Raw genomic sequence first — 25,995 nt, 5'->3', positions numbered from 1 at the left:
TATTAGTGCTATTTAATGGTTTTTTGTTGTTTATTATTTTGCTTATTAACGATGTCAGAAACTATTTCTTCATAATTTTCAAGTTCTTTTTGGGATTCCCGCTTTTTTAGTTTCTTCAAATCTTCATCTAAACCTTTATAGAGGGAGAAGCACATGACTATCAGAATCAAGGCAAAAGGCAGTCCGGTCACAATAGTAGCCGTTTGAAGTGCCTGCAATCCGCCACCAATTAAAAGAACTGCTGCAATTCCACCTTCTGCCAAGGCCCAAAAGATTCTTTGTCCTACAGGTGCGTCTATTTTTCCTCCGGAGGTTAAATTATCTACCACTAAAGACCCCGAATCTGAAGAAGTAATAAAGAATCCTGCAATTAAAATTATTGCAATAATATTAAGAATAAAAGCAAAAGGGTAATCTTCCAAAAACACGAATAAGGCTGTGGCAATATTATCATTCACAGCATTTGCTATAGTATTATCACCAAGAATTGCTTTATGTATGGCTGTACTTCCAAAAGCGGAGATCCAGAAAAAAGTTACTATAGAAGGTACTAATAAAACACCCAAAATAAATTCCCGTACTGTACGCCCTTTCGAAATACGTGCAATAAACATTCCTACAAAAGGAGACCAAGCAATCCACCATCCCCAGTAAAAAATGGTCCAAGCGTTTTGCCAGTTACCACCGGTATAACTTTCTGTCCAAGTGGCTACTTCAAGGAAACTGGATAAGTAATTCCCTGTATTTTGTATGAAAGATTCAAAAATAAAGATTGTAGGCCCTAAGAGCACTACAATTACAAGAAAGAGGACTGCTACTATCATATTCCATTCACTCAAAACTCTCACCCCTTTATCTACTCCCAAAACTACTGAAACGGTAGCAATCAGGGTTATACCGGCAATTAGAAGAATTTGGGTTTGTACTCCGCTATTTATATCAAACAGATGATTTAAACCTGCTGCAATTTGTTGAACTCCCATTCCTAATGAAGTAGCTAGACCAAATAAAGTGGCAAGTACCGCGAAGATATCTATGGCATCCCCAATTTTACCATAAATTCTATCTCCTAAATAAGGATAAAAAATTGATCTGATAGTAAGTGGAAGCCCCCGAGAATAGGTGAAATATGCCAAGGATAATCCGACCAAGGCATAAACTGCCCAGGCATGAAAGCCCCAATGCAAAAAGGTAAAGCTCATAGCTTCCTTAGCAGCTTCAGCGGTTCCTCCTTTCGCCATTGGCGGACTTAAAAAATGATAAACTGGCTCTGAAATACTCCAAAACAAAAGTCCAATTCCCATTCCCGCACTAAATAACATTGCAAACCAAGAAAGTGTTTTAAATTCAGGTTTCGCATTTTGTCCTCCAATCCTTAAATGGCCAAATTTACTAAATGCCAGATAAATCATAAATATCAGAAAAATATTTATGCTTAATATGAAAAACCAACCTGCCTTATTTGCAACAAACTCCTGGGTCGCTGTAAAAATATGTTCAGCCCCTGCTTTAAACATAAGGGTTAATGTTGTGACGATGATGACGATGATCGCTGATGTAAAAAACACAGGACCATTCACTTCTAACCCAAAAATGGATTTTCTCTCATCACTCCGTATAATTTTCTTAGCCATAAAACATATTGTTTTTAATTTAATTTATTTTTTTTAGCACTCTCTGCATTATTTTTAAACCTAAAAATAGTAGCCTACATTAATATTAAATCTTGCTTCCCACTTAGCATCAGGGTTTCCTTTAGCAAAATCATCTACAAAATTACCACCAAGCCAAGAATGATTATATCCTGCAGCGTAATCAATATATGTGTATACACTACCCGCAGAGATTAAAACTCCAGTTACATTCATATATGAATCTGTAAAACCTTCGGCTTTTTTCTCCATATAGGAAAAATCATTATAAAACTGTAAATTTGAAATAGGTCCTAATGCTACAGGAACATTTCTTGATATTCCTAAAGTGTACATATTAAAATCAGCCGCAACTTCATAAGGCGCTCCATACGCAGCCATTGTAACTACATCTCTAGACTCCCCTTCAGTATTCTCAGGATTATGTGATGCTGTTATAAATTGAGCTTTTCCATTCCATTTCCCCTTAGTAATTTCATAATGTACAGCAAATGCACTATGATCTCCCACTTCTTCGGTATCAAGATTATATAAGCCGCCGTATTGTAGGGAAAGACCAAATCTACTTGCGGTTTCTTTTCCAAATTTGTAAATAATTTTTCCGTTAAATTGATTTACTTCCTTGTTTCTACCGGCGATATCATAAGCATATCGGCTTGGAGAAACTTCTGAATTACTTCCAAAGCTATATTCTTCCGCGTTTTTGAAAAATGCTAGTTGATATTCGAATTTTTCTCCTGTATGCATGTACTTAACACCCATATCATGGTCATCTTCCAACCCGACATAATATGTCATATTGAAAAACCAGTTGTTTGAATTGTATTGTTGAATACCGAAAGGCACTTGTGTTAACCCAACTTGAATTTGATCCTGTTCAGTAAAATTGTAACCAAGCCAACCCTGTTTTAGGAATCCACCACCAAACTCTTCCGAATACAGCCTGTATTCGGCATCAAAAAATATTCCCTTGTAAGCACCTTTTGCATTTATTCTGAACATATCATATCCAAAATCGCCTCCGCGTTTTTTCTGACCCTCTTTCCAAGAGGACAAATTATAATTGAAACGCAATGCTCCGCCAATTTCGAGTTCTGGTTTGTCCTGAGCCATTGTAGGAAATGCAAATAGAATTGTTAAAATCGAAAGATAAAGAGTTTTCGATAATTGTAAATGAGTAATTTTTTCTAACATATATTTATTAAAAAAGTTAATTAACAGTGTATAAAGTAATAGAATGCTTTTACGATGAATGCAGTAATTTTTTTTAATCACTGATCATCTATTATTGTGCAAATAATTGCAAACAAAATCATTGTAAACACTATTGGATAAATACCATTGCAGGTATTGTAAAAAAAACTTGAATAAGTAGATGATTAAAGGTCTTCAATCAGAATCAACCTGTTTGATCAGAAGCAGTCTTAAAAAAGTAAAATATTAATGTACAAAAGTAGTCAAAATAGAAGGTTAAGCCCCTAAAAATAAAAAGATCAATTAATTTTAGAGAATTTCATACTAATAAAAGTCAAAAAACACACAATGTATGTTTTTATTGCTAAAAAAAAGTCGTTTTAATAACTCTAAAACTGTAAATCGAACCAATGAAATGAACTATCGTCATAAAAAAACGTAACCCTATACGTTTAAATGTTCAATCATTCTAGAATCTGATGTAATTCTCTTTTGGTCTTTTTAAATAGAAAGACATCCCCTTTCTTCAAAGATATTCAACCCAATGGGAATATTTATTGAGGACTTCGATCAACTATTTTTTGTTTAGTCACAAAAAAGCTTTTCGATACGATTTGGTACTCAACGGACCTACACCAATAGATTTCGGGAAGATTACCTACGGGTAATAAAAAACATTGCACTAGTTTTCTAGCTCCACAACCTCGACCTTAATTGCAACAGAATAAGCATTTGGTATGATTTTTTTTCCATGAGCATTGGCATATACTTTAGTAAATTCAGCACCAAAATATAAAATAATGGCCGAATAATACACCCAAATCAAAATAATTATTACAGAACCCGCGGCACCATAAACCGTGGCAACGGTAGAACTTCCTAAATAAAAACCAATGGCAAATTTGCCAAACATAAAGAAAAAAGAAGTAAAACTGGATCCTACTAAGGCATCTTTCCAAGCAATGTTTCCATCAGGCAAAGTCTTGAATATAATAGCAAATAACATCGCTGTAGTTGCGAATAATATTAAAATATTAAAAACATAAAATAGATAAACTGTTGTGTCAGGAAAATAAATAAGTAATCTGGTATTTATCACATCCATCACTGTATTAACCATCAAGCTGACCATTAATAAAAAACCAACAGAAGCAATCATAGAAAATGACATAAGTCTGTTTGTAATAAATTTCAAAATCCCTTTATTCGGTTTTGCTTTTAAACCCCAAATATAATTGATCGAACTTTGTATTTCGGCAAAAACACCCGAGGCACCAATCAGGAGCATGATTCCTCCAAAAACAGCTGCAAATGTGTTGCTGTTAGACAATTCAATGTTCTTAATAGTTTCTTGTATTTGAATTGCAGCTTCGTTCCCAACCATTCCATTAATCTGGCTAAAAAACCGTCCCGTAACGGCTTCTCTACCAAAGAAAAAACTAAAAATCGACATTATAATAATCAACAATGGCGGAAGTGAAAATATAGTGTAATACGACAATGATGCACTTAATTTAATGGCATTATCATCATCAAATTCTTGATAGGTGCGTTTTAATAATCCCCAACTAGTCTGGGCTAATTTTTTATGCTTCATCTTAAAGTTATTTTTATTCTCTTTGAAAAAAGAAAAATTCACTGTTATATTCTCATTTATTAATCCAAAAAAGTAAAACCTGATCATTATATCAAAACTGATGCTTTCAAAATTACAAAGATATTGGATGTCAATTCAAAATGAAATTTATATAATTCCCATAAAAAAACAGCTATTAAAAAATCATTGTAGGTAAAACAAATCAAATTTTAAGTCTTTATTAACCCATGCCGATCTATTAATGATTATTTTTATACAAATATTTAATCGCTTATTTAAGACAAACAGATAAATTATGGAAAATAATACACGAAGAAATTTTTTAAAAAAAACAGCCCTATTGTCTACAGGTACAATTATTGGATCTGGTTTATTCAATGCTGCATTTGCTGCCCAACCAGTACTGCAAATTGACGATCTACCCTACGAAGCAGCTGTAACAGATACTCCTGGAACCTACAGTCTTCCTAAATTAGGTTACAGTTATGACGGATTAGAGCCTCATATTGACAAAGCTACAATGGAAATTCACTATAGTAAACACCATCAAGCTTATGTGACAAATTTGAATAAAGCCATTGATACTTTGGATAAAAACTTAATTGATTATTCGAAATCTTTAGAAAGTATCTTTGAAAAAATGTCTAAATTCCCAGAAGCCATTCGGAATAACGGAGGCGGACATTACAATCACAGCTTGTTTTGGAGTTTGATGAAACCTAATGGTGGCGGTACTCCAAAAGGTAAATTGGCAGCAGCCATAACCACAACTTTTGGTTCTTTTGATGAATTCAAGAAACAATTCAGTGATGCATCTATGAAACGATTTGGTTCCGGTTGGGCTTGGTTAGTAGTGCAAGACGGAAAATTAGTAATAGGCTCTACGGCAAACCAAGACAATCCTTTGATGCGATTACGAGGGAAGGGACTTAAAGGGAAACCCGTTTTAGCTTTAGATGTCTGGGAACATGCGTATTATCTTAAAAATCAAAACCGAAGAGCTGATTATATAAACTCCTTTTGGAATGTAGTCGATTGGGATGCCGCCGAAAATTTATTTAATTCTTAAAAATAATAAAAGCCCTGAATTTGAAAGAAGGATTCAGGGTTTTTTATTTAAAAAAAAGGATCCTTGAGACTTGATTTTTTAATAATTATACGTTAGAAATCCGGACTGTTCAATATTAAAAAAACCAATACTAATTAAAAGTAATATCTGTGTTAAACTAAAAAACAGAAGTTAAAATTACGAAAAAAAGTATAGCTTTGTATCTTCAAATTAAAGCAATGATTAACCCTTCAGCATCAGGTTGGATAGATAAATTTTTTATTGAACAAAAGTTTTCAAAAGAAGCAGTTTCAAAAACTACCGATACATTTTATCAAAAAGTTAGAGAAACAGGTTTTATATATGGACATATCATTGCATTTGAAACTGTAGCACCTATTGAAACTAAGGGTTGGTTCAAAGAAGAGATTTCAAAAGTCGCACTTTTAAATACTTTGTTTGCAATTTTTTGTTTAACAAATGAAGATATCAGCCCTGATAATTTTATTAAAAAAGCAGTTACTTTTTACAATCAAATGAATCCGCAAGGCTTTAACCTATTTAAAAAAATACTCCCAAAGAATTCTCCTGCTTTAACTTTAGAAAAAATAATTGATGAGCGTGTTCAAACAAATGATAGTATCATCAGTAAAAATTTTTCCCACCTAGTCACTAATGCCTTATTATTTATTGATGTTTTGGCCTTTCGTCAATACTTAATTCATGGTGAAATTCCAGAAAAGTATTTAAAAAAGATCGAGGAAACTATTGTAAATGTAGTCACACTTGCTTTAAAAATTAAAACAAAAAAATCTCAATATGATGATTTATTAATCAAGCTTTTTGAAGCTTCTATTCGCTATAGTAAATTTTCTAAGGTATCAGTACAAAACTTAGAGACACTTGAACTGGATTATTTTTCAAACGACTTAGAAAAATACTATTTGATAGATCTTGCAGGAATGGCTTTATGGAGTGATGGAGAAATTGAAGATAATGAGGCTTATTTTTTGCATTCACTTGCTAAAACGGTTTCGATCCCGGATGGTTTTTCGGATGAAAGTATCCGCAGTACGAATGCCTTTATTACAAAACATAAAAAGGAAATTCCTTATTTTAATTATTCAAATCCAGTAAAACATTTTTATGCCCAAACGACTCAAAGTGTGGTTACTCTTATTAGTCGTAATAAGAATAGATTGTCAAAGGAAATCGCACAAAGCAAGGAGTTAATGGTACTATTAGCCTACTCTACTCGCCGTGATTTAGACGAGAAAGAGAAGAAAAAAGTAAAGAAACAACTACTGGAAATTTGTAAAACCATTCCGTCATTGACTATCTTTCTTCTTCCCGGCGGTAGCTTATTGCTGCCTATTTTAATTAAATTTATACCTCAATTACTACCCTCCGCTTTTAACGAAAATCTTGATAGCGAATAAAAAAAGCCACTAAAAGCGGCTTTCATTTAGTACAAATTTGGGGGATTAAAATTTCAACTGATAGACTTCATCCAAATCTTTTTCGGAACTGATATTTACCTCTAAATCCGTTACAAAACCGGAATTAAGACCATAAGCCCATCCGTGTAAGGTTAAGTCCTGACCATTTCGCCATGCTGCCTGAACAATTGAAGTTTTAGCCAAATCAAAAACTTGTTCTTTAACATTCAATTCTACAAAAGTGTTGAATCGCTCTGTTTCATCTAAAATAGAATCTAAGTAGGCACTGTGCAAACGATAGACATCTTTTATGTGACGAATCCAGTTGTCAATGATACCTATAGAATCATTACCCATCGCTGCCTTGACACCGCCGCAACCATAATGACCGCATACCAGTACATGTTTCACTTTCAATACATTTACTGCATAATCCAGTACACTCAACATATTCATATCTGAATGAACCACCATATTAGCAATATTTCTATGAACAAAAACTTCGCCTGGTTTAGCTCCTACAATTTCATTTGCAGGAACCCTGCTATCAGAACAACCTATCCATAATAAGGGTGGTGTTTGTCCTTTGGCCAAGTCTTCAAAATAATTAGGATCAGAAGCCAAAGATGTTTCTACCCATTTTTTATTATTTTCCAGTATTTTTTTATAAAAATCACTCATAATCGTTGTGTACTTATTTTGTTTATATCCTTACTTAGTGACAAATTAATGCTTTGTAAAGGACTCATTTTTAAATTTATTAGTGCGAAATTAATTTTTATTCTTTACCGAATTCTTCGTCAGGCACCTCTCGTTTAACCATTACCCTTTTTGCTGCATCATAATAATGCTCAATAGTTACATGGTTTTTGGTTTCTTGAGTATTTTCTAAATCATAGGCTTTTTTAAATCCTTTGAGTTTGACTTTTATATTATGATCTATAGCTCTTGTTGTTTTGAACTCATATATCAAATCTAAAATGTCATGCGCTATATACACGGTGTCTTTGGCATCAATTATTACTTTAGAATTTTCAGGAATCTCGTTTAAAGTGTATTTAATGGCTGCTTTGTTCAAAAAAGAAACTTCCTGCGCCAAATCAATGTGGATAACATCACCATCTTCATATTCTTCTTTTCTAAAACTGTAAGCTCTTTTCAGGTTTCCTTTTAAAACAAAAATAACACTGATGGCAATTCCTAATGCCACCCCTTTTAATAAATCCGTAAAAACAACGGCTAATAGAGTCGCAATAAAAGGAACAAATTGATATTTCCCTTTTTCCAAAAAATGTTTGAAAGTGGCTGGTTTAGCTAACTTGTAACCAACCAAAATTAAAATTGCAGCTAATGTAGCCAATGGGATTTTATTCAGGATAACAGGGATTACAAGTACACTCACTAATAATAATACCCCATGAATCATAGTAGACATCTTTGATTTAGCACCTGAATTAGAATTTGCCGAGGTACGCACAATTACCGAGGTCAAGGGTAGACCTCCTAAAAGTGAGCTTATGACATTTCCAACACCTTGTGCTTTCAATTCAATATTAGTTTGCGTATAACGCCTTTGAATATCCATTCTATCTGCTGCTTCAATACTCAATAACGTTTCTATCGAGGCAACTATTGCAATAGTGAAGGCTACTATCCAAACTTTTGGATTCGAAATTCCAGAAAAATTTGGAGTAACTATAATCGTCTTAAATTCCTCCAGACTGGTAGGAACCGGTAAAGAAACTAAATGTTCGTTAGTTATAGCCCACGGACTTCCTGTTGTGATGAAAATCTCATTCAAAACAACACCTAAAACTACAGCAACCAATGCGCCTGGAATTAATTTTAAATCCTTCAAAAAAGGGACTTTATTCCAGGAAATCAATACCGCTACAGAAGTTAAAGTGATAATTACAGATCCAACCTGAATATAATCAAAAATGTTTAATAAGGTTGAAAATGTATTACTTCCGTCCTTTTGCATAAAAGCTAAATCGCCTTCAAAATCGCTATCGTATCCAAAGGCATGAGGCAATTGTTTCAAAATAATTATAATCCCAATACCGGCCAGCATTCCTTCGATGACATTTGTTGGAAAATAATTAGATATACTTCCTGCTTTCAGAAATCCTAGAACTAATTGTATTATACCTGCAATAAAAACAGCCGTCAAAAAAACATCAAATGCACCTAAATCCGTTATTGCGGTAAGAACAATTGCGGTAAGACCTGCTGCAGGGCCTGAAACACTGATGTGCGATGTGCTTAAATACCCAACGACAATTCCTCCAACAATTCCTGAAATAATTCCTGAAAATAATGGCGCACCCGAAGCCATTGCAATACCCATACACAAGGGCAGAGCCACTAAAAAAACCACTGATCCTGATGCAAAATCAGATTTGAGGGTGGCAAAAAGATTAATTTTTTTGGTCATAATACCGTACTTAAGATTAAATACAAAGAATTTTCTACTTTATATAAGTGAAAATCGATTTAAAAAAACAAAAATTCTAAAATGTATTAAACGTATTTCGGTGGTAGTATAAATATGGAAAAGATAATATTATCGTGCTTTGATAAATTTTCAGAAAGAATAGTATTAGAGGATAATTTTTTAGTAGTAATTATTTCCCAAGAAGATTCAGAACTAAATAGTACTTTAATTTGTTTATGGATATTTTCTTCTTCAGAAACACTATAGAAAACAGAGATATCTGAACTTTTCTCAATCACCATAACAATAGTTGGGATAATAAGGAAAGCTAAAAATAGAAGCAAAAATATTTTAGATATCATTTTCATTCCCGCAAAAATAGAATTTAGTTTAAAATAAAAGTAACAGTTTATATTTATTTTTAAAAAAAATTAACATTCAAAAAAAAACCAGATAAAAATGATGCATTTTTATCTGGCTATATTCTTAAAACTAAGTATTACAAACTTTCTTCGAGCCAAGCCTGCATCATCCAAATTGTCTTTTCTTGTTCTGAAATGAAATCACTCATCATTGCATTGGTACCTTCATCGTTAATTTGTCCCGATTTGTCAAGAATTACGCGTTCAATTTTTAATAAATGAGATAATGATGTAACAATTAAATGCACTGCTTTTTCATCATTTGAAATATTTTTACCAACTACCAATTGATTGTTTTTTATATAGTCTTCAAACGTATGAAGTGGCGTTCCACCAACGGTCAGAACTCTTTCAGCAATTAAATCAATTTTAATTTGAGAATCCGTGTACAATTGCTCAAATTTCACATGTAAATCAAAAAAACGCTTTCCTCTAATATTCCAATGAATTCCTCTTAAATTTTGATAATACACTTGAAAATTCGCTAACAAAACATTTAGTTCAGTTGCTATTAATTCTGACTCTTTTACCGGTAAACCTAAAATATTTGTTTTCATATTATTGTTGTTTTATATTTATTTACGTTACAAAACAAATTTAGTGCAAGATTAACGAAAAACACCATAATAAAAAGTTATTGTTTTATTAAATTTGTATCAGATATAATTATAATCATGACTATTACTCAATTAAAATACGTACTTGCGGTAGCTGAACACAAGAATTTCACTCTTGCTGCAGAAAAATGTTTTGTTACTCAGCCGACACTGAGTATGCAAATTCAAAAAATAGAAGAAGAATTAAATATTCAAATATTTGACCGTACCAAAAAACCAATCCAGCTCACAGATATTGGACATAAAATTGTAAATCAGGCAAAAAACATAGTCAATGAAGCTGATAGAATTCAAGACATTGTTGAACAACAAAAAGGTTTTATTGGCGGTGAATTTAGATTAGGCATTATTCCTACAATTATGCCTACTTTACTGCCAATGTTTTTAAATAATTTTATAAAAAAATATCCAAAAGTAAAACTCGTCATTGAGGAGTTAAATACCGAAGAAATTATTATTAAACTCAATAATGGACATCTGGACGCTGCCATTGCCGCAACTCCTTTGATGGAAGAAAAAATCAAAGAAATAGTCTTGTACTACGAACCTTTTGTTGCGTACATTCCTGAAAACCACCATACTTTTCAAAAAGAAGAAATAGAAGTTTCAGATTTAAACTTGGATGAAATTTTATTATTACAAGACGGACATTGTTTTAGAGAAGGAATTTTAAACTTATGTAAGAGTGCCGGTAAAAACGAAATCGATCATTTTCAAATACAAAGTGGAAGTTTTGAAACCTTGATAAAATTAGCTGATGAAGGTCTGGGAACAACGTTACTTCCCTATTTGCATACCTTAGATTTAAAAGAAAAAGACAAGCTAAAACTTCGTCATTTTAAAGAACCTAAGCCCGCACGAGAAGTCAGTTTGATTTTTCCTAAAAGCGAATTAAAAATTCAAATAATAGATGCACTTCGCACTACCATAACAGGAGTTGTAAAAGGAGCAATTGTTTTTCAAAATGTTCAGATAATAAGTCCCATCGCAAAAAAATAAAAAAAGGAACCGCTTATGGTTCCTTTTTTACTATGAATTTACTATTAATAAACAGTGCTTTAATTCCGGTTTACCAATAGTGAAATTTAATAACCACTCTCGTAATTGATCCATTTCATAGGGCAATAATGTCTTAATGGCTTTTTCTAATTCTTTGCTAAAAAGCATAACATCAAAGCTTACTCTTTCTAAAACTGATTTAGTATAATCATACATGATTTTCGACATAATTAATGAAGATTTTAGGTTAGATTTTAATTGAAAGTAATGTAAAAATACATTTTTCACAACTAAAACATAGTTATTTAACGTAGTTTTTAGTTTTTTTAGTTTTTGTACTACTTTAGACCAAAAATATAATAAATTATTGATAATAAGCTACTTAACTAATATTTATTTTTTAGTAGCTCTGAACATTTCTCTTTTTCCTGGTGGCCCTGCTAATTTTTCAACCGTAAAACCTACTTCTAACATGCTTCTTTTTACAACTCCTCTGGCAGCATAAGTCACTAAAACGCCTTTACTTTTGAGTGCTGTATGCATTCTTTTAAAAATATCCGTACTCCATAATTCAGGTTGCACTCTGTAACCAAAAGCATCAAAGTAAATCAAATCAAATGTGTTATTGTCTTCAATTTCTTCAAAAAACTGCTTTCTTTTAGTCAACAAAAAATCATTCCTTAGCGCTATTTTCTCTCCCCAGACGCTTTTATGCATTGCTATAAAAATGTCGCTTTCTTGAGTAGCATTCAACTCTGTAACATAATTCATACATGAAACTTCATCAGAAGAAATAGGATATGCCTCAACGCCAACGTAATCGATAGACTGATTCATTTTTTTTGCTTCTAATAAGGTAATAAAAGTATTCAATCCGGTACCAAAACCAATTTCTAAAATAGAAACTGCTTTATTTTGAAATAAGGAAAGTCCGTTTTTAATAAAGACATGCTGCGCTTCCTGAATGGCGCCATGTTTAGAATGGTAGCACTCATCCCATTCCTCTATTCGTATGGTTGTGGAACCATCAAGTGTTTGTATTATTTCTCTTTTCAAAATTATTATTTGAGGTTATTTGAAGTTTTATAATTATAAGGGCAGACCAAATTTAATCAAAACTAAAATGATTGTCTTAAATAAAGTACATTTATTATGCAAATCTCATAAAATTAATGCTGATTTTTTCTGTTTTTTCAAAAATAAATAAATCGTACATAAAGACTATAATTAATGGTGTTTTGTCAAGTATCTTAGTGATTTTTATTTAATTTTGCAATTATTAAAGTTCTTTTTGCATAATCAAGATTTTAATTCCCAATTGTAGTAACATATAAAACCAAACAATACATTATCATGAGTACAACTCAAAGTAGCAAAATTGAAATAATTAATGCACCCACTTCAAAAATAAATGAAGTTGATTTTAAAAATTTAAGCTTTGGATCTGTTTTTTCAGATCATTTATTTGAATGTGATTTTAAAAATGGGGAATGGCAGCAACCAGTCATTAAGCCTTATGCGCCTTTATTGTTAGATCCATCATCCAGAGTTTTTCATTATGGTCAAGCTATTTTTGAAGGCATGAAAGCGTACAAAGATGAGAATAATGACGTTTGGCTTTTTAGACCCGATCAAAACTATATCCGTTTCAACACCTCGGCTGTTAGGATGGCTATGCCGGAAGTTCCAGAAGATATATTCCTGAATGGTTTAAATCAATTGCTGCGATTAGACGAAGCATGGATAAAAAAAGGAAAAGGAAATGCCTTATATATCAGACCCTTTATGATTGCAACAGGTACCGGAGTAATTGCAAACCCATCAAATGAATATAAGTTCATGATTATTTTATCGCCTGTTTCCTCTTATTATTCAGGTGATGTAAAAGTAATAATTGCGGAGCATTACAGCAGAGCGGCTAATGGTGGAATAGGAGCTGCTAAGGCAGCCGGAAATTATGCAGCCCAATTTTATCCAACTACTTTAGCGAATAAAGAAGGTTTTCAACAAATAATCTGGACTGATGATGCCACACACACAAAATTAGAAGAAGCCGGTACTATGAATGTGTTTTTTAGAATAAATGACACATTATTAACGGCTCCTGTAAGTGAAAGAATACTTGATGGTGTTACTCGAAAAACACTGATTGATTTAGCAAAAAGTGAAGGTATAACTGTAGAGATTCGTTCAGTTTTAGTGTCAGAACTTGTTGAGGCTTCTAAAAACGGAACTTTAAAAGAAATTTTTGGGGCCGGAACAGCTGCTGTGGTAAGCCCCATTTCTGGATTCTCTTATCAGGATGTATATCATGAATTGCCAAAAATTGAAAACACAATGGCTTTGCAACTGAAAACTAAATTAGAAAATATCCAAAATAAATTAGATGCGGATCCTTTTGGCTGGACTGTTAAAGTATAATTCAAAGATTTAAAAATTAAAAAAAAGCGATTTTCAGTGTGAAAATCGCTTTTTTATATCATAGCATACATCATCAAAATATTAGTGAAATTTCTACCGCTATTTCCCAATTATTTTAGAGAAATCAGGCTTGAAATAATTTGGTCCTTTCATGACCTTACCATCTTCACGGTAAATAGGCTCCCCATCCTGACCCAACTTACTCATATTACTACGTTGAATTTCATCGAAAACGGCTTCTATTTTGTCTTGCAGCCCATGCTCAATAATCGTTCCGCATAAAATGTACATCATATCGCCTAATGCATCGGCAATTTCTATTAAATCATTATTCTGAACAGCCTCTAAATATTCTTCATTCTCTTCTTTCATCAAATTGAAACGAAGGATATGTTTGGTTTCAGCTAAGCCGGCTATTGGAGTTTCGCTATGCCCAATTTTGAAAGCGGTATGGAATTCTTTGACGGCATTAATTTGTTTTTGCATAATTTAAATTTTATTAAATGAAAATACAAATAAGCAAACTATTATTAAACAAATAGCTAAATTTGTCAAAAATAATATAAAGTATGTTTAGTCAGGGACAATTCATTTTTGCCGGCTTTTTTTTTATTGCATTCAGTATTGCAATGATTTACGCCTACCGAAAAGATTTAGCGTTACACCGAAAATTTTATAAAGGAAATTATAAAATTTTAATTGGTTTTGGAGTGTTTATTGGCATTTTATTTTTGATAAAAGTGTTTTTCAAACGTTAGTTTTTTTAAAAATGTCTTCTTCAAAGAGGACTTTTTTAGTTTGTTCCTTCCTTATTTAAAAACAAATCCTAATTGCTAACTAGTGCAAGGTGCCAAATAGTCCTGCCTGAACATTTCCCTTATAAATTTTATTCTAGAACTCCTTCTTCCATAGTATTCCTTTCGTAAAACAACTATTCAATTAAAATATTCAAGTCGCATTTTTTTATTTAACACTTTTGGCGACTTGTAAATTAAATTTTTAACTTTACAAAAATTAATACAATTAGATATCATGAGGATTATAAAATATTTATTTCTTTTACTGCTGCTTAGTTTAGTGGCTTTATCCATTTTTGTAGCTACACAAAAAGGGGAATTCACTGTGCAAAGAAGTCATATTATTAATTCTCCTAAATCTACGGTATTTAATTTTGTTAATGATTATAAAAATTGGCAAGATTTTGGCGCCTGGATGGTTGAAGATCCTGAAATTATAATCACCTATCCTAAAAACACTGTAGGAAAGGGAGCTTCCTTCACTTGGGAAGGAAAAGAAGTCACAGGGAATATGCAAACGGTTTTTGTAAAAGAAAATGAAAGTATTTCTCAAAAGATGAATTACAACGGAGGTGATTCATCCGTTTTCTTGAGTTTAAAAGACACGGTTGGCGGAACAAAGGTCACCTGGAAAACCACCGGAAAAATGAGTTTCGTTATGAAGATCACTGCTGCTTTAAACGGCGGTATCGATACAGTTATAGGTGCCATGCAGGAAAAAAGCTTGGCTAATCTGGACAAAACACTAGTTTACGAGATAAATACCCATCAAATAAAGGTAAAAGGTGTGGTAAAAAAACTAGCAACTTTTTATTTGTACCAAACTTTTACAAGCAAAATTTCAAATGTCACTAAAAATGCCCGTATCGTTTTTCCAAAAATCATTCTTTTTTGTGAACAAAACAATATAGAATTGAATGGAAAGCCTTTTATTATTTATCACACTTACGATCCAGTAAATGGATTGAGTAGATTGTCTTTTTGTATCCCTATAAAAAATCAAATTTTAACCAGTTCAGGCAGTGATATTTTATCCGGTAAACTCGAACCTTTCGAAGCCTTGAAAACAACTTTAACCGGTGATTATTCACACATAAAAAAAGCGCTAGATAAAACAACAGCGTACAGCAATGCTAACAAAATAAGCATTGACACTAAATTTTCACACCTAGAGAACTATACCATCGGAAAAACGGAAATAAAAAATCCATCAAAGTGGATTACTGATATTTACTTTCCAATAAAACCAAAAGTAATTCCTGCTAAAGTCTTTGTTCCAGCAGAAATCCTTAAATCTCCAGCGGTAAAAACACCGGAACCTGTACAAAAAAAGGAAGAAGAACAATCTGAATTTTAATATTATCTTTCTACCGAATTAAACCTTTTTGATAAAGAGTATTCTAAATTCATAAATAAAAAATTTGCAAGACGAACAGGAATATATAAATAACTTGTTGAACTCGAAAACACAAAATCAAGCGTTTCAGCAGTTGTTACAAGAGTATCAAAGACCCTTATACAATCACATTCGTAACATTGTTATAAATCACGATGATGCGGATGATATTTTGCAAAATACTTTTATCAAAATATTTCAAAATTTAAAGAATTTTAAAGGAGACAGTAAACTCTTCTCTTGGATGTACCGTATTGCTACTAATGAAGCATTGACTTTTTTGAAACAAAAATCAAAAATCAATACGGTATCGTCTGTAATTTTACAACGTAAAACTATTGATAATCTCGAAGCAGATGTATTTTTTGATGGAAACGACATTCAACTAAAATTACAAAAAGCAATTGCTTTATTACCTGAAAAACAACAGTTAGTTTTTAAAATGAAATATTTTGAAGAACTAAAATACGAGGAAATATCTCTTATTTTAGGCACCTCAGTTGGAGGATTAAAAGCTTCCTATCACCTTGCTGTAAAAAAAATAGAAGCATTTGTATCTACTAATTAAACCTTTTTGCAATACCACTGTCTAATGAATAGTATGAAAACATTTAAATTAGAAAACGAGCCCAAAATTGAGACTGGATTTAAGATCCCAGACCATTATTTTGAAAATTTTTCAGCAAAAATGATGAAGCAATTACCCAGAGAGGAGCCAAAAGTAATTTCTATTTTTCAAAAAAGAAAAAACAGGATTCTAATGGTTGCAGCAATTTTAGTAATAGCCCTGATGATTCCTGTTTTAAGCCCGTCAGCAAGCAACCCTAACGAAATAGACACGCTCACTCTGGAAAATTATTTAACCTATCAATCGAGTGTAAACCCTTATGATTTAATAAGTGAATTAGAAACCGAAGATATCAATAATATTAAAGCAGATAATGAAGTTTTAGAAGATGAAGCTATAGAGGATCATTTATCCGAAAATGCTAATCTGGAGCATCTTCTTTTAGAATAAAAAACGCGTTCACCGATTACAATAAATAAAACAAAAATGAAAAATAAAAAAATATTCCCAATACTGTTGCTACTTCTTTCCTTTAATTTTTATGGTCAACATGAAAACATGAAAGAGAAAAAAGAACAAATTAAAGCTTTGAAAGTAGCCTTTTTGACGACTGAGTTAAACTTGACCACTAGTGAAGCCGAAAAATTCTGGCCTATTTACAACCTGTTTGATGACAAACAATTTGAATTAAGACATCAGAAAATGAAAAGTTTCATGAGAAGAATGAATGATGGATCTTTAGATCAAATCACGGAGAAAGAATCCAATTCATTTTTAGTTCAAATAGAAGAAACCGAAGAAGAATTGTTTTTTTTACGGAAGAAATTTGTTCAAAATTTGAGAGAAATATTTCCATCTGTAAAAATTTTAAAACTTAAAAAAGCAGAGGAAGACTTCAATAGAAAGCTGTTGCAACAATACCGCAACAAAGCGCATAAAAAATAACATCTTTTTTTATTAGTTCGATAAAACATCCTAAACACAAGTAAAAACTTGAGCTTAGGATGTTTTTGTTATTTAAAATCGATCCGAATCATTTTATTTTTCCCTGCAGCAACAGCCGTTTTTTTATCTAGGAACCGGAGCGTAGTAAGACTTTTATCCTTTGCTATTTGTTGCCATGATTCACCACCATCCGAGGAGTAATAAACCCCTGAAGTCCCCACAGTGAATAGTTTCTTACCATTGCTTTCAGGAATATATTGCACACAGGAAGCATACCCAAAGCCTTTATTTTCAGCAATAAGCTCCCATGTTTTCCCACCATCCGCAGTACGGGCTTTATTGGAAAAATTCTGGTTTTGATTTTCATAATCCCCTCCGGCTACAAAACCGATTTTTGCATCATAAAAATCGGCAGTAAAAATTCCGGTCATTGCCTTTCCTTGTGCCATTGGAGTTTCAAAAACGGTCCAACACTTTCCTTTATCAGGAGAATAAAAAACCCTTGATTTTTTTCCACCAGAAACAATCCATGTATTATTCCCTTTAATTACAATATTAGTATTGCTTGCCGCAAAAGCAGCTTCGCCTTGCATCACTTTTGGTAATTTATCGCACGAAATTTTATTCCATGATCGGCCTCCATCGCGCGTTGTAATAATATTAAGACAATCAGCGATTGGATCTCCCATAGCAATACCTTCTGTATCGTTCCAAAATTGCATACTATCATAGAAGACCTTCTCATGGCTTTCCTGATATACTATTTGTGAATCCTTTTCCTCTTTTGAAATTTGATACAACACTGCAGGATTTGCCACATTGAGGATAAAAATATGATTGGCTGTTTGAGCGATACTCCTAAATTCAAGATTCAAAGAATCCTTGGTGATTTTGTGCTCTATTTTTTGATTGGTATCTAAATTATAGAACCCGTATCTACCATTATCAGCAGCATACCATATTTTATTTTTATCAATTTGAATCGCTCTGATACTTATTTGATCTTGAAATAAGGTGTCAATTTCAACGGACAGAAAACTACCATTGTGTAACTTTTCCGACTTGTAAACACTCGTTTTACAAGATACAAATCCATTTAAAACCAGCAGCATTAAAAAAATATTTTTCATTTTCGTACATTTTAGGGCTAATTTACAATTAATAATATAAATACAAATAGCATCTAAATTACATTGGCACAGTAATTGGATATTGAAAAAAAGGAAAAACTTAATCCAATTAATTATGAAAACGAAACTACTACTACTGAGTCTGTTGACCGCTGTTTTCACAACACAAATACAGGCACAAAACAGAACATCAGTGAATGCAATGAATGCCGAAATTAGTGATAATCTTGACCTGAGAGCTGTTGCAGATATCTTTGGTGATTCCAGAGACTTACAGGATTTTGAAAGACGCCTTAATGATCCTGAGCTGCAAATTTCAAATTTAGATTTGAATAATGACAACGAAGTTGATTATTTACGGGTTATTGAAACGGTAGAAAACAGAACCCATCTCATCATCGTTCAATCAGTGATTGATGAAGATGTTTACCAAGATGTAGCTACAATTGATGTTGAAAAAGACAGAAATAATAAAATTCATGTACAAATAGTTGGTAATGAATTTATGTATGGCCAAAATTACATTTATCAGCCAGTTTATTACAATACTCCAGTAATTTATGCATCCTTCTGGTCTACTAATTACCGCCCTTACTATTCCACTTGGAATTGGAATTATTATCCGTCCTATTATTATGCTTGGAATCCATTTCCCGTTTTTAGATATAGAAATAACATAAATATTAATTTGAATATCAACAACAATTATAACTATGTCAATAACCGTAGAAGTAATCGTGGAGTAGTTTTATACAATTCAAGACGTTCAAACGGATATGAAAGACAACATCCAAATGCGTCTTTTTCCAGAAGAAATGATAATGTAAATAACCGCTATGAATTAGATCAAAGAAGAGTCTCCAGAAATGAAACCAGCTATTCTAATAGAAGAGCAATAGTACAGAGAGGAACTTCTCAAAATAGAACAAGTCCTTCAAGACAAAGAACAGAATCGTCCAGAGATTATTCTCAAAACAGAACCAGTCCTTCTAGGCAAGTCACCCCACAAAGACCAGAATCGTCTAGAGAATATTCTCAAAACAGAACCAGTCCTTCAAGACAAGCCCTCCCACAAAGAGCTGAATCTTCTAGAGAATATTTTGAAAACAGAACCAGTCCTTCTAGGCAAGTCACCCCACAAAGAGCGGAATCTCAAAACAGAGGCAACACATCTAGACCATCAGCTCCTCAGAGAACTGAATCTCAAAGAGGCAATTCTTCTTCAAGAAATGAAAATAGAAGATCCTAAAAATCTTAAACACACAAAAAGAAACACGGCGCACAAAACCGTGTTTTTTTTATTGGATAAAAACCGCTAATTTATTTTAAAAGTGTAAATTTGAAAAGTTTTTTAAAAATTACACATGAGCGTATCGCACAAAGACCTGCACAGTAAATGGACATTAGGGGGTTTATTAATTTCATTAGGAATAATTTACGGTGACATAGGAACGTCACCCTTGTATGTAATGAAAGCTATACTAGGCACCCACATTATTAATTCGGATATTGTCTTAGGTGGAATATCGTGTGTGTTTTGGACCCTTACACTGCAAACCACAATCAAGTACGTACTAATCACGTTAAGCGCTGATAATCATGGCGAAGGCGGGATTTTTGCTTTATATGCTTTGGTCAAAAAAACAAAAATTCAGTGGTTGATCGTACCCGCTATAATCGGCGGAAGCGCTTTATTAGCCGACGGAATCATAACGCCACCCATCTCAGTATCCTCAGCAGTTGAAGGAATAAGAACCTATTATCCTGAAATTAATACCATACCAATTGTAATAAGTATTCTCTTTGTGCTTTTTGCCATTCAACAATTCGGCACCAAGCTAGTTGGTAAATTTTTTGCTCCAATGATGCTTATTTGGTTTGGGATGCTGGCAATACTTGGAATCGCACAAATTTCACAACACACTGAAGTTTTAAAAGCAATCAATCCTTACTATGCCTATCATTTATTGACCATCCATCCAGAAGGTTTTTTTGTTTTAGGTTTTGTGTTTCTGTGCACAACAGGCGCAGAAGCATTGTACTCAGACATGGGACATTGCGGACGAAAAAACATCCGAATTAGCTGGATTTTTGTAAAAACTGCATTAGTGTTGAATTATTTTGGACAAGCCGCTTATTTAATTCGTCACGAAGGAGAAACTTTACAAACTCTGGGAGGAAAAAACGGAAACCCTTTCTATCTCATTATGCCAGACTGGTTTCAGCCTGTCGGAATTATAATAGCAACTCTTGCCGCTGTTATAGCCTCACAAGCACTTATTAGTGGGTCATTTACTTTGATTAATGAAGCAATGCGCTTGAATTTTTGGCCAAAAGTAAAAATAAAATATCCTACAGAATTAAAAGGACAATTGTACATTCCGTCTATTAACTGGTTATTATTTATTGGGTGTGTTGGAATTGTACTACACTTCGAAGAATCCAGTAACATGGAACATGCGTACGGACTGGCGATCATTCTGTGTATGATAATGACCACTATTTTACTGAATTTTTACCTAATAATGAAAAGAGTGAAATTATATTTTATAGTTCCATTAATTACTATTTATCTAATAATCGAATTTAGTTTTCTTGCTGCTAATATTACGAAGTTTGCTGAAGGTGGCTACGTAACACTATTTATAGCAATCGCTTTAATAGGTATAATGACTATTTGGTACCTTGCCAAAAAAATTAACAAAAGTTACACCAAAATTGTTAAAATTGAGGACTACAAAAAAGTACTAGTGGAGTTAAGTGCTGATTTATCCATTCCTAAATACGCAACACATTTAGTATATATGACTAATGCCGGAAGAATTGACGAGATCGAAGAAAAAGTAATGTATTCCATCTTACAAAAAAGACCCAAAAGAGCTGATATTTATTGGTTTGTTCACGTGAATATATTGACTGAACCTTACAAAACCGAATATAAAGTAACTGAAATTGTCAAAGATGATTTGTATCGTGTAGACTTTAATCTTGGTTTTAGAGAACCTACAAAAATAAATCTGATGTTTAGAGAGGTAATCCGGGATATGGTGCAAAAAGGAGAAGTAGATATAACCAGCCGCTACGAATCTTTGAATAAAAATAATATCATAGGTGATTTCAAATTTGTATTATCCGAAAAATTCCTTTCCAATGACAGTGATTTACGTTGGCATGAAAAAATAATTATGAACTCCTATTTCTTCATTAAAAAATTAAGTTTATCTGAAGAAAGAGCTTTTGGATTGGATAGCAGTTCCGTAAAAGTGGAACAATTTCCAATGGTGCTGCATGCTCCTGAGAATATTGGATTGACAAGAGTAAAATAATTCTTTCTGTTATTTAAATGATCCAAGAAACACTGTAATAATACAGTGTTTTTTTCTGTCGAAAAATTTAAAAACAACATTCATTACTTAAAATATATCATTTAATCAATTAATAGTACCTTTGCACCTCAATTATTTAAAATGAGATTACACAGAAATTTAGTTTACACAACAATAGACGCTTTGAACGCTATTTTTAACGAAGGAGAATATGCGGATAAAGTCGTTGCCCGATCTTTAAAAAAAGACAAACGTTGGGGAAGCTCCGATAGAAAGTTTGTTGCCGAAACCATCTACGAAATTGTCCGTTGGAAAAGATTATACGCAGAAATAGCCGAAGTAAAAGAGCCCTTTGACAGAGACAATCTTTGGAGAATGTTTTCTGTTTGGGCGGTATTAAGAGGCTATCCTATTCCGGATTGGCGCCAACTGGAAGGCACTCCAGAACGAAAAATAAAAGGACGATTTGATGAACTTTCAAAAGTGAGAGCTTTAAAAGAATCTATTCCAGACTGGATGGACGAATTAGGAGTTAAGGAACTAGGCGAAAAAGTTTGGGCAACTGAAATTACAGCTCAAAACCAGCCCGCTAAAGTTATCTTGAGGGTAAACACGCTTAAGACAACCAGAGAGGCCCTGCGTGCTATTTTGATGGATTTAAACATTGAAACAGAAACGTTAAAAAATCAACCAGATGCTTTGGTTTTAAAAGAAAGAGCTAATGTTTTCTTGACCGATGCTTTCAAACAAGGTTTCTTTGAAGTTCAGGATGCCAACTCCCAATTAGTGGCTGCTTTTCTTGATGTAAAACCAGGAATGCGTATTGTAGATACCTGCGCCGGTGCTGGTGGAAAAACGTTGCACATTGCTTCATTGATGGAAAATAAAGGACAATTAATTGCTATGGATTTGTATGAAAGCAAATTAAAGCAATTAAAAATAAGAGCCAAAAGAGACGGTGCTTTCAATATTGAATACCGCATTATTGACTCTACAAAAATCATCAAAAAATTACACGAAAAAGCAGACCGTGTATTAATTGATGCCCCTTGCAGTGGTTTAGGAGTGCTGAAAAGAAATCCAGATGCTAAATGGAAATTGAAACCAGAATTTATTGATAACATTCGCAAAGTACAATCGGAAGTTTTAGAAAGCTATTCTAAAATTGTAAAACCCGGTGGAAAATTAGTGTATGCTACTTGTTCTATACTACCCTCCGAAAATCAAGATCAAATTGCTCGTTTCCTGACAACTGACATTGGAAAACAATTTAATTTTATTAAAGACCAAAAAATATTGGCTTCAGAGTCAGGTTTTGATGGATTTTATATGGCTTTATTAGAACGTAAAGAAAGCTCAGAACAGAAAGAAAAAAGAGTACAAAAAGAAATAATATAGTATCTAGATTTAAGATTCTAGAATTCAAAAAAAAATCCTCGAATAAATCGAGGGTTTTTTTATGCGTTATCTGTTTTGTTTATTCTATTCTCTTTTAATATCCCTAATCATTCATAGAGATTAAAAACTCCTCGTTATTTTTCGTTTTCTTGAAACGATCATTGATAAAATCCATCGCCTCTACTGGGTTCATATCCGAAAGGTATTTTCGCATTATCCACATTCTTTGTAATGTTTTTTGGTCTAATAACATATCATCTCGTCTGGTGCTTGAAGAAGTCAAATCGATAGCCGGAAAAATACGCTTGTTCGCAATTTTTCTGTCCAATTGCAATTCCATATTACCGGTACCTTTAAATTCTTCAAAAATAACTTCGTCCATTTTCGAGCCGGTTTCAGTCAATGCAGTAGCAATGATACTCAACGAACCCCCATTTTCTACATTACGGGCAGCTCCAAAGAAACGTTTTGGTTTTTGCAATGCATTTGCATCCACACCACCACTTAACACCTTACCTGAAGCAGGCTGAACCGTATTATACGCTCTGGCCAAACGTGTAATGGAATCCAATAATATCACTACATCGTGACCACATTCAACCAATCTTTTTGCTTTTTCAAGAACGATATTCGCAATTTTAACATGCTCTTGTGGCTCTCTGTCAAAAGTAGAAGCAATTACTTCACCACGCACACTACGTTGCATATCCGTAACCTCTTCCGGGCGTTCATCGATCAATAAAACAATCAAATATACTTCAGGATGATTGGCCGCAATAGCATTGGCAATTTCCTTCAACAACATGGTTTTACCTGTTTTTGGCTGCGCCACAATCATTCCGCGTTGTCCTTTTCCTATTGGTGAAAACAAATCGATAATTCGTGTTGAAATCGTACTTTGTTTTTCTGCCAATTTGAATTTTTCTGATGGAAAAACAGGCGTTAAATGTTCGAATGACACTCTGTCGCGAACCACTTGAGGATCGTGTCCATTTATTTTTAAAACCCGAACTAATGGAAAAAATTTCTCTCCTTCTTTTGGTGGGCGAACTACACCTTTTACAGTATCTCCGGTTTTAAGACCGAACAATCTGATTTGAGAAGTCGACAAATAAATATCATCCGGCGACGCTAAATAGTTGTAATCCGAAGAACGCAAGAAACCATAGCCGTCCGGCATCATTTCCAGCACACCTTCGCTTTCTATAATTCCATCAAATTCAAAATCAGAAGCAGCAAAATTATTTTTTTTGTTTTTGAAGTTTGGATTTTGACTCCCATTGCCATTTTGACTTGGATTAGGATTTTGTTTGTGTAATTGGTTTGGATTTATTTTTTTAACCGGAGCTGAAACTTCTTCCTTCTCCTGTGAAGTGATATTTGCTACTGTATCAGTATCATTAGCTGTTTCTTTTCCTTCTTCCTTATCCTTTTTTAAGGCAATTTTTTTCTCGTACGCTGACTTATTAAACTTAATCACCTTTCCTGTTTTTTTATCTTCGGATTCAAGTTCCTGAACAGAAGATATATCGTCATTTTTGTCAACTTGTAACATTTCAACAGAATAGTCTTCAACGGAAACAGGAGCTACTGTAAAATTTTCTTCGGCTTCAAAAAGCGAATTTTTTACTGATTTTTGAATAGCAACTTTTTTTACAGGCAGTATTCTGGTTCTTTTTGGTTTATCGTCTTCCGGATTACTATTGGTTTTTATCTCTAACGTTGAATCAACGTTAGCCTCTTGATGCGTTAGAATCTGACTGATTAAAGTCTCTTTTTTAACACCATTAAATTTTATGGTTTTAGCTAACTTAGCTATTTCTTGAAGCTCAGAAAGCTTCATTTCTTTTAATGCAGAAATATCAAACATGAATGTTCTAGGAGTTTAATTAATTTTGAAAATAATGTAAAAGATAGGTAGTAAACATTAAAATGAATCAACCGCAGTATGAAGTGCTTACGGTATTTTGATGCAATAATACGAATAAAATTTAATGATACAATAGTATTTATAAAAAAGAAAATATATTTTTGTAGTAGATATTTAACAAATGATACAAAGAATTCAAACCATTTATTTACTACTCGCATTTGTAGTAACTGGTATTTTACTGTTTTTTATTCCATTATGGACAATGGATACCGGTAAGGCATTTTATTTTATGCAAAGTCAAGTGTACACTATATTATTGGGATTGAGTACTACGTTGACTTTATTTAGTATTGTTTCCTATAAAAAGAGACAAAATCAATTTGTTATTGGCAGATTGAATATCATATTAAATTTGATTTTATTAGGATTGTTTGTATATCGTTCCCTAAATGTATCTGGAGAAACACCTGCTGTTTCGGAGAAAGGTATTGGGATGTTTCTTCCTGTAGCTGCTATCATATTATTGGTTTTGGCCAATAAAGCAATCAAAAAGGATGAGGATCTTGTAAAATCTGTGGACAGATTGAGGTAAACCTATAAATTTTAGTTTATTTGTGCGAAGGAAACCCGAATGTAACAATTCGGGTTTTTTTTATATCTGTGTCTTGTCCTGAATAACCGATACAGATTATTAGATAAAAATATTTAATTAAACACTTGCAAAAACGTTTTTGCA

24 protein-coding genes are annotated in these 25,995 nt (G+C 32.9%); 13 read left to right on the top strand and 11 right to left on the bottom strand.

The window, feature by feature from the left end:
- Window positions 1-8: 8 nt before the first annotated feature.
- From EKM02_RS12465 to EKM02_RS12455, 3 genes are all read right to left on the bottom strand, one after another.
- Window positions 9-1,634 (bottom strand): BCCT family transporter, encoded by a 1,626-nt coding sequence (locus tag EKM02_RS12465; protein WP_126455643.1) that lies wholly within the window; start codon window positions 1,632-1,634, stop codon window positions 9-11.
- A gap of 60 nt (window positions 1,635-1,694) precedes the next feature.
- A complete protein-coding gene (locus tag EKM02_RS12460; protein WP_126455641.1) occupies window positions 1,695-2,846 on the bottom strand; it encodes a hypothetical protein in 1,152 nt (383 codons plus the stop codon).
- 682 nt (window positions 2,847-3,528) lie between these two features.
- Window positions 3,529-4,443 (bottom strand): YihY/virulence factor BrkB family protein, encoded by a 915-nt coding sequence (locus tag EKM02_RS12455; protein WP_126455639.1) that lies wholly within the window; start codon window positions 4,441-4,443, stop codon window positions 3,529-3,531.
- A 295-nt stretch (window positions 4,444-4,738) separates the two neighbouring features.
- Here EKM02_RS12455 and EKM02_RS12450 point away from each other — a divergent pair, with 295 nt between their 5' ends.
- Both EKM02_RS12450 and EKM02_RS12445 read left to right on the top strand, forming a co-directional pair.
- A complete protein-coding gene (locus tag EKM02_RS12450; protein ID WP_126455638.1) occupies window positions 4,739-5,512 on the top strand; it encodes a superoxide dismutase in 774 nt (257 codons plus the stop codon).
- Window positions 5,513-5,730: 218 nt separating this feature from the next.
- Complete coding sequence (locus tag EKM02_RS12445; protein ID WP_126455636.1) at window positions 5,731-6,930, top strand: LETM1-related biofilm-associated protein; 1,200 nt, start codon at window positions 5,731-5,733, stop codon at window positions 6,928-6,930.
- Window positions 6,931-6,975: 45 nt separating this feature from the next.
- Here EKM02_RS12445 and can read toward each other — a convergent pair whose 3' ends face one another.
- The 3 genes from can to EKM02_RS12425 form a co-directional block, all read right to left on the bottom strand.
- A complete protein-coding gene (can, locus tag EKM02_RS12440) occupies window positions 6,976-7,611 on the bottom strand; it encodes a carbonate dehydratase (protein WP_126455634.1) in 636 nt (211 codons plus the stop codon).
- Between the two features lie 97 nt (window positions 7,612-7,708).
- Window positions 7,709-9,367: a SulP family inorganic anion transporter gene (locus tag EKM02_RS12435; protein WP_126455632.1), complete on the bottom strand. Its 1,659-nt coding sequence runs from the start codon at window positions 9,365-9,367 to the stop codon at window positions 7,709-7,711.
- Window positions 9,368-9,866: 499 nt separating this feature from the next.
- A complete protein-coding gene (locus EKM02_RS12425) occupies window positions 9,867-10,346 on the bottom strand; it encodes a Dps family protein (protein WP_126455630.1) in 480 nt (159 codons plus the stop codon).
- A gap of 117 nt (window positions 10,347-10,463) precedes the next feature.
- Between EKM02_RS12425 and EKM02_RS12420 the strand changes: the two genes are divergently transcribed.
- Window positions 10,464-11,405 carry a LysR substrate-binding domain-containing protein gene (locus tag EKM02_RS12420; RefSeq protein ID WP_126455628.1) on the top strand — a complete coding sequence of 314 codons (942 nt, stop codon included), beginning with the start codon at window positions 10,464-10,466 and terminating at the stop codon, window positions 11,403-11,405.
- Between the two features lie 30 nt (window positions 11,406-11,435).
- On the opposite strand, the gene EKM02_RS12415 is transcribed toward EKM02_RS12420, so the two are convergent.
- Together EKM02_RS12415 and mnmD are read right to left on the bottom strand one after the other, a co-directional pair.
- Window positions 11,436-11,633, bottom strand: coding sequence for a hypothetical protein (locus EKM02_RS12415; protein ID WP_126455626.1), 198 nt, complete (start codon window positions 11,631-11,633; stop codon window positions 11,436-11,438).
- Between the two features lie 165 nt (window positions 11,634-11,798).
- Window positions 11,799-12,461, bottom strand: a complete 663-nt coding sequence (gene mnmD, locus EKM02_RS12410) for a tRNA (5-methylaminomethyl-2-thiouridine)(34)-methyltransferase MnmD (RefSeq protein WP_126455624.1) — start codon at window positions 12,459-12,461, stop codon at window positions 11,799-11,801.
- A 297-nt stretch (window positions 12,462-12,758) separates the two neighbouring features.
- Between mnmD and EKM02_RS12405 the strand changes: the two genes are divergently transcribed.
- Window positions 12,759-13,826 (top strand): branched-chain amino acid aminotransferase, encoded by a 1,068-nt coding sequence (locus tag EKM02_RS12405; protein ID WP_126455621.1) that lies wholly within the window; start codon window positions 12,759-12,761, stop codon window positions 13,824-13,826.
- Window positions 13,827-13,925: 99 nt separating this feature from the next.
- On the opposite strand, the gene EKM02_RS12400 is transcribed toward EKM02_RS12405, so the two are convergent.
- Window positions 13,926-14,312, bottom strand: coding sequence for a nucleoside triphosphate pyrophosphohydrolase family protein (locus EKM02_RS12400; RefSeq protein WP_126455620.1), 387 nt, complete (start codon window positions 14,310-14,312; stop codon window positions 13,926-13,928).
- Window positions 14,313-14,395: 83 nt separating this feature from the next.
- On the opposite strand from EKM02_RS12400, the gene EKM02_RS15085 reads away from it, so the two are divergent.
- The 5 genes from EKM02_RS15085 (at window position 14,396) to EKM02_RS12375 (ending at window position 17,532) form a co-directional block, all read left to right on the top strand.
- Window positions 14,396-14,584, top strand: a complete 189-nt coding sequence (locus EKM02_RS15085; RefSeq protein ID WP_126455618.1) for a hypothetical protein — start codon at window positions 14,396-14,398, stop codon at window positions 14,582-14,584.
- Window positions 14,585-14,858: 274 nt separating this feature from the next.
- The gene (locus tag EKM02_RS12390; RefSeq protein ID WP_126455616.1) at window positions 14,859-15,980 is read left to right on the top strand and encodes an SRPBCC family protein; all 1,122 of its coding nucleotides are present in this window, start codon (window positions 14,859-14,861) and stop codon (window positions 15,978-15,980) included.
- 64 nt (window positions 15,981-16,044) lie between these two features.
- A complete protein-coding gene (locus EKM02_RS12385; protein ID WP_126455614.1) occupies window positions 16,045-16,587 on the top strand; it encodes an RNA polymerase sigma factor in 543 nt (180 codons plus the stop codon).
- Window positions 16,588-16,620: 33 nt separating this feature from the next.
- Complete coding sequence (locus EKM02_RS12380) at window positions 16,621-17,037, top strand: hypothetical protein (protein WP_126455612.1); 417 nt, start codon at window positions 16,621-16,623, stop codon at window positions 17,035-17,037.
- 36 nt (window positions 17,038-17,073) lie between these two features.
- Window positions 17,074-17,532, top strand: a complete 459-nt coding sequence (locus EKM02_RS12375; protein ID WP_126455610.1) for a sensor of ECF-type sigma factor — start codon at window positions 17,074-17,076, stop codon at window positions 17,530-17,532.
- Window positions 17,533-17,600: 68 nt separating this feature from the next.
- Here EKM02_RS12375 and EKM02_RS12370 read toward each other — a convergent pair whose 3' ends face one another.
- Window positions 17,601-18,662 carry a sialidase family protein gene (locus tag EKM02_RS12370; protein ID WP_126455608.1) on the bottom strand — a complete coding sequence of 354 codons (1,062 nt, stop codon included), beginning with the start codon at window positions 18,660-18,662 and terminating at the stop codon, window positions 17,601-17,603.
- Between the two features lie 115 nt (window positions 18,663-18,777).
- Between EKM02_RS12370 and EKM02_RS12365 the strand changes: the two genes are divergently transcribed.
- From EKM02_RS12365 to EKM02_RS12355, 3 genes are all read left to right on the top strand, one after another.
- Window positions 18,778-19,911, top strand: coding sequence for a hypothetical protein (locus EKM02_RS12365; RefSeq protein ID WP_126455606.1), 1,134 nt, complete (start codon window positions 18,778-18,780; stop codon window positions 19,909-19,911).
- Window positions 19,912-20,026: 115 nt separating this feature from the next.
- Window positions 20,027-21,988, top strand: coding sequence for a KUP/HAK/KT family potassium transporter (locus EKM02_RS12360; protein WP_126455604.1), 1,962 nt, complete (start codon window positions 20,027-20,029; stop codon window positions 21,986-21,988).
- Between the two features lie 141 nt (window positions 21,989-22,129).
- The gene (locus EKM02_RS12355) at window positions 22,130-23,386 is read left to right on the top strand and encodes an RsmB/NOP family class I SAM-dependent RNA methyltransferase (protein ID WP_126455602.1); all 1,257 of its coding nucleotides are present in this window, start codon (window positions 22,130-22,132) and stop codon (window positions 23,384-23,386) included.
- A 103-nt stretch (window positions 23,387-23,489) separates the two neighbouring features.
- On the opposite strand, the gene rho is transcribed toward EKM02_RS12355, so the two are convergent.
- The gene (gene rho / locus EKM02_RS12350) at window positions 23,490-25,256 is read right to left on the bottom strand and encodes a transcription termination factor Rho (RefSeq protein WP_126455600.1); all 1,767 of its coding nucleotides are present in this window, start codon (window positions 25,254-25,256) and stop codon (window positions 23,490-23,492) included.
- A 181-nt stretch (window positions 25,257-25,437) separates the two neighbouring features.
- Between rho and EKM02_RS12345 the strand changes: the two genes are divergently transcribed.
- Window positions 25,438-25,851: a DUF4293 domain-containing protein gene (locus EKM02_RS12345; protein ID WP_126455598.1), complete on the top strand. Its 414-nt coding sequence runs from the start codon at window positions 25,438-25,440 to the stop codon at window positions 25,849-25,851.
- The last annotated feature ends 144 nt before the right edge of the window (window positions 25,852-25,995 follow it).

It is taken from the genome of Flavobacterium sp. RSP49 (assembly GCF_003968735.1).
Classification (GTDB): Bacteria; Bacteroidota; Bacteroidia; order Flavobacteriales; family Flavobacteriaceae; genus Flavobacterium.
Note: the sequence above shows the minus strand (reverse complement) of the source record. Positions and strands in the feature narration are given on the sequence as shown.